We start from the raw sequence: 308 nt of genomic DNA on the forward strand, positions 1-308 counted from the left end.
GTGACAGGCGAGTTCCAGGCCGGTGACGTGGTCAAGTTCGACCTCAACGGCACGGCCTATCAGGCCGTGGTGAACACCGCGGGCGAATGGAGCGTGCAGGTAGCCGGTGCCGACCTGGCGAAAGCCAACAGCATCAACGCCACCCTGGTGGCCCACGATGCCGCGGGCAACAGCACCGACGTCACCGCCAAGCATGCGTACGAGGTGAAGATCGAGGAACCGATTGCCGGTCTGATCATCGACGTCATCGCCGGTGACGACATCGTCAACATCGACGAGTCCAAGGCCGAGCAGACCATCAGTGGCAA

Annotated in this window: 1 protein-coding gene; it reads left to right on the forward strand. The window is 62.7% G+C overall.

Annotated elements, in window-relative coordinates:
• On the forward strand, positions 1 to 308 hold a 308-nt coding region (locus IB274_RS30270; RefSeq protein ID WP_192436302.1), incomplete at both ends, for a hypothetical protein.

It is taken from the genome of Pseudomonas sp. PDM18 (assembly GCF_014852585.1).
In the GTDB taxonomy this organism is placed as follows: Bacteria; Pseudomonadota; Gammaproteobacteria; order Pseudomonadales; family Pseudomonadaceae; genus Pseudomonas.